General features: G+C 63.9%; 6 protein-coding genes. All 6 read left to right on the top strand.

Annotation, left to right across the window (positions count from 1 at the left end):
* On the top strand, nucleotides 1-873 hold an 873-nt coding region (locus CP49_RS35450; protein ID WP_197423337.1), incomplete at its 5' end, for a YadA-like family protein.
* Nucleotides 874-926: 53 nt separating this feature from the next.
* Nucleotides 927-1,496 (top strand): hypothetical protein, encoded by a 570-nt coding sequence (locus CP49_RS35445; protein ID WP_245311046.1) that lies wholly within the window; start codon nucleotides 927-929, stop codon nucleotides 1,494-1,496.
* A gap of 298 nt (nucleotides 1,497-1,794) precedes the next feature.
* Nucleotides 1,795-2,262, top strand: a complete 468-nt coding sequence (aroQ, locus tag CP49_RS35440; RefSeq protein WP_057854750.1) for a type II 3-dehydroquinate dehydratase — start codon at nucleotides 1,795-1,797, stop codon at nucleotides 2,260-2,262.
* Between the two features lie 77 nt (nucleotides 2,263-2,339).
* Nucleotides 2,340-2,828, top strand: coding sequence for an acetyl-CoA carboxylase biotin carboxyl carrier protein (gene accB, locus CP49_RS35435; protein ID WP_057854749.1), 489 nt, complete (start codon nucleotides 2,340-2,342; stop codon nucleotides 2,826-2,828).
* Between the two features lie 24 nt (nucleotides 2,829-2,852).
* Nucleotides 2,853-4,205 (top strand): acetyl-CoA carboxylase biotin carboxylase subunit, encoded by a 1,353-nt coding sequence (gene accC / locus CP49_RS35430; protein WP_057854748.1) that lies wholly within the window; start codon nucleotides 2,853-2,855, stop codon nucleotides 4,203-4,205.
* A 126-nt stretch (nucleotides 4,206-4,331) separates the two neighbouring features.
* On the top strand, nucleotides 4,332-4,916 hold a 585-nt coding region (locus CP49_RS48275; RefSeq protein ID WP_245311045.1), incomplete at its 3' end, for a CHASE3 domain-containing protein.

Genomic DNA, 4,916 nt, shown 5'->3' with positions numbered 1-4,916 from the left:
GGACAGAACAGCTACGCGAGCGGCCGCAACGCCACCGCGACGGGCGCCGCGAGCATCGCGATGGGCGAGTTCGCAACCGCGACCGGCCGCAGCAGTCAGGCGAATGGCGCGGGCGCGACCGCGACCGGCACGCTAAGCCTGGCGAACGGTGACTACGCGACTGCTACAGGACAGAATAGCCTCGCGAGCGGCCGCAACGCCACCGCGATGGGCGTCGCGAGCACCGCGACGGGCGAGTTCGCAACCGCGACCGGCCAGAACAGCATTGCCAACGGCGCAACCGCCAGCGCCTATGGCCAAAACAGCAACGCCACTGGCGATGCCACCACCGCGATCGGCCAGGCAAGCCAAGCCACTGCCACCGGCGCGACCGCGCTTGGCGCCGGCGCCACCGCGGCGTTCAGCAATTCGACCGCTATCGGCAACGGCGCTACGACGACGGCCGTCAACCAGGTCTCGATCGGCACCGCGTCGAACACCTATCGGATGTCCGGCATCACCTCGGCGGCAAGCCTTGCTGCTCAATCCGGCCCGACCTCGCTCGTGACCACCGACGCCAACGGCAATCTCGCCGCGGCAGGTTTCAGCGGCCAGGATATCTCCCTGCTGCAATCGAACGTGGCCACGCTGCAGACACAGATGCGCCAGGCCTTTGAGGGAACGGCGATTGCCATCGCCATGGGCGGCTCCGCGCTGCCGTCGGACAAGAAGTTCGCGATCTCGACAAACTGGGGCACCTTCCGCGGCCAGAATGCCATGAGCCTGGGCGCCCAGATGCGGTTGAGCGAATATGTGGTCGTCAATGGCGGTGTCGCCGCGGGCTTTGCGCAGGGCGGCGTCGGCGGACGGGCCGGCGTGACATTCGCGTGGTGAGGGCGAAAACTAGTCGCGGGCGAATCCTCGCTGCTATCTTGCTGGCAGCGGTCGTGATCGCATGCGGATCCCGCGCGCAGGCGGAGACGCCGGCCGCTCCCAAGCCCGCGCAGATCGATCGCAACGGGGTGATCATCCTGATCCGCTCGACGCTGCTCGCGCTGGATCAGGCCAACAAAACCGGCAACTACACGGTGCTGCGCGACATCGGCGCGCCGGGTTTCCAGACCAACACAGCGGCGCGGCTTGGCGAAATCTTCGCCAAGCTGCGCAGCGACAACCTCGATCTCTCAGGCGTTGCCGTGATCGATCCACAGCTCAATCTGTTGCCGCAGATCGAGGCCAACGGCTTGATGGGTATGGCAGGCTTCTTTCCATCGGTACCGACCCAGGTCAATTTCGACCTGTCATTCGCGCCGGTGAACGGGCAGTGGCGGCTGTTCGGCATCTCCGTCGGCGTCGGATCGTCCGCCCCCGCCGCGCCTGAGCCGTCCTCGTCGCCGATTGCGCAGAGGCCCACTCCTCCGAACCACGCCAAGCAGGCTGCGTCAGCAAAGCCCGCGCCGGCAATCAAGCTCACGTCGCCAGAGAACAAGCCGACCGGCAACCAGCAACCTAAGTAGGCCGAGCGCGCGGTTCTATCTGCAATGCAAGGTGCTGCATCTCGGGCAGTACAATTTCCGCAGTGGCCTCGCGCCTGCAGGGCCAGAACCGGCGGTAACGTGGGATGATCCGGCCGCCCGGTTGCGGTGCCGGTTCTCCGAACATTGGTTAACGGAACAGTTTCAGAAGGTTCTGTTCGCCTTTTTATGAACAGGATGAGGCTTTTGAAGGGGGTCCAGAGCGGCCTAGAGGCTTCCCCTTGGGCCCGTTGTTACCTATAACCCCGCGACCTGCCTGCCCCCATTTGCTGGAATCCGGATGGCCCAAGCCTCTGCCGCGACGATCTATGTGCTCAACGGCCCGAACCTCAACATGTTGGGGACGCGCGAGCCGGAAAAGTATGGCCATGCGTCGCTCGCCGATGTCGAAAAGCTGTGCGCGGAAACAGCGGCGCAATTCGGCCTTAAGGTCGATTGCCGCCAGTCCAACCGCGAGGGCGAGCTGATCGATTTCATCCACGACGCTCATGCGAAGAAGGCGGTCGGCATCATCATCAACGCCGGCGGCTACTCGCACACCTCGATCGCGTTGCATGATGCGCTGGTCGCGGTGAAAATTCCGACGGTCGAAGTGCATATCAGCAACATCCACGCCCGCGAGAGCTTCCGCCACCACTCCTTCACGGCCATGGCCGCCTTCGCATCGCTCTGCGGCTTCGGCATCGATGGCTATCGGCTCGCAATATCAGGGCTTGCCGCCAAACTCGGCGTCAAGGCCAAAACCTGACTTCAAAACCTGACGTCGACCGACACCAAGCCTGACGCTTAAGCCGTCACCCACATCGAGAATTCCGGATCAAGAGCATGGCCCGCCAGCCCGACAACAAGTCAGCGGACAAATCAGCCGCAAATCTGCAGAGCGACGACAGCGCGCTCATTCGCGAACTCGCGCTGTTGCTGGACGAGACCAGCTTGACCGAGATCGAGATCGAGCGCGCCGGTTTGCGGGTGCGGGTCGCGCGCAATATCAGCGTGTCGGCGGCGATGCCGGCAAGCTTCCAGCCGATGCCGGCTGGTGCGGCGGCCGTCGCGCCGGCGGGCGCCGATCTGGCCAAGCATCCGGGCGTGGTCCCCTCGCCGATGGTCGGTACCGCCTATTGGGCGCCGGAGCCCGGCGCCAAGCCGTTCATCGAGGTCGGCACCAAGGTATCGGCCGGCCAGACTCTGCTGATCATCGAAGCGATGAAGACGATGAACCAGATCCCATCGCCGCGCGCGGGCACGGTGACGCAAATTCTCGTCGAGGACGGCCAGCCGGTCGAGTTCGGCGAGCCGCTCGTGATCATTGAATAAAATTCGTCAACGTCAGGCGCTGCGATGTTCGACAAGATTCTGATAGCCAATCGCGGCGAGATCGCGCTCCGCGTGCTGCGCGCGTGCAAGGAGCTCGGCATCTCCACCGTCGCGGTGCATTCCACCGCCGACGCCGATGCCATGCATGTACGGCTCGCCGACGAGAGCGTGTGCATCGGGCCGCCGCCGTCAAAGGACTCTTATCTCAACGTCCCCGCGCTGCTCGCAGCCTGCGAGATCACGGGCGCGGATGCCGTACATCCCGGATACGGCTTCCTGTCGGAGAATGCGCGCTTCGCCGAAATCCTCGCCGACCATAATCTGCATTTCATCGGCCCGAAGGCCGAACACATCCGCCTGATGGGCGACAAGATCGAAGCCAAGAAGACCGCCAAGAGATTGGGCATCCCGGTGGTGCCCGGCTCCGACGGCGCGGTCACTTCCGACGACGACGCGATGGCGATCGCCAAGGGAATCGGCTTCCCCGTGCTGGTCAAGGCTGCCGCCGGTGGCGGCGGGCGCGGCATGAAGGTCGCGCGAACCGCCGACGATCTGATGATGGCGCTGACGACGGCGGGCAATGAAGCCAAGTCGGCGTTCGGCGACGCCTCGGTCTATCTGGAAAAATACCTGCAGAAGCCGCGCCACATCGAGATTCAAATTCTCGGCGACGGCCGCGGCGGTGCGATCCATCTCGGCGAGCGCGATTGCTCGCTGCAGCGCCGCCACCAGAAGGTCTGGGAAGAAGGCCCCTCGCCGGTTCTCGCCGCCGCCGCCCGCGCCAGGATCGGCGAGACCTGCGCCAAGGCGATGCAGGACATGAAATATCTCGGCGTCGGCACCATCGAATTTCTCTATGAGGATGGCGAGTTCTATTTCATCGAGATGAACACCCGCATCCAGGTCGAGCATCCCGTCACCGAGAGCATCACCGACATCGACCTTGTGCTGGAGCAGATTCGCATCGCCGCCGGCGGCGACCTGCCCGCAAAGCAGGAAGAGATCGCCATCATCGGGCATGCCATCGAATGCCGCGTCAATGCGGAAAACCCGCAGACCTTCCGCCCCTCCCCCGGCAGGATCACGCAATTCCACCCGCCCGGCGGGCTCGGCGTACGGATCGATTCCGCCGTTTATCAGGGCTACGTCATCCCGCCCTATTACGACAGCCTCGTCGGCAAGCTGATCGTGCACGGCAAGACCCGCGCCGAATGCCTGATGCGGCTGCGCCGAGCGCTGGACGAGATGGTGGTCGACGGCATCGAAACCACCCTGCCGCTGTTCCGGGCGCTGGTCCGGGAGGCCGACATCATCAACGGCGACTACCACATTCACTGGCTCGAGCAGTACCTCGCCGGCCAACCGGTGGACCGTTAGATCCCTGAGCGACAAGGCCTACTGAAATATTCGATGGCGCTTGGAACCGACGGGTTCCATCGTACGTTGGGGTATATAGGGGTTTGCAGGGGCGTTTGTTCCGTTTGTCTATGACGCGAGATCACCGTGACCGCTGATGCCCAGCGCAGGCGCGCCGTGGGGCACATCCTGCTGCTTGCGGCGGGACTTTTGGTGTTGACCGCCATCAGCGCCGGTTCGGTCCATCTCGTAAACAACGCGCGCGAGGACGCGCGCGCCGTTCAGCGCACCCTTGAGGTTGAAAACCAGATATCGCTCGTCCAACTGCAGTTGCGGCGTGCCGAAAGCGCACAGCGCGGCTATCTGGCGACATTGCGGCCGGATTTTCAGACCGATTTTGAGCAAGCCATATCCGAACTGACGCCGGCGTTGACGAAGCTGAGCCAACTTATCACCAACAATCCGGTTCAAAGGAGGCTCATCAACGAAATGATGCCGCTCTACGAGCAGCGGATTCAGGAATTCCGTACGACGAACGAACTGGCCCGGTCGAAGCGCATGAGCGATGCCGCCAAGATCGTGCGCGAGGGCATCGGACGCGATACCATGAAACACATCGACGATCTGGCCGGCCGGATGCGGGCGGAGGAAGATCGTCTGTTTGTCGAGCGCACGACCAACGCGGACCGCAGCCAGACGCTGGCGGCTTCGATCACCGGCATCGGCTCGGGG

The organism is Bradyrhizobium valentinum, assembly GCF_001440405.1.
Classification (GTDB): domain Bacteria; phylum Pseudomonadota; class Alphaproteobacteria; order Rhizobiales; family Xanthobacteraceae; genus Bradyrhizobium; species Bradyrhizobium valentinum.
The sequence above is the reverse complement of the archived record's forward strand: the minus strand, read 5'-3'. Positions and strand labels throughout refer to the sequence as shown.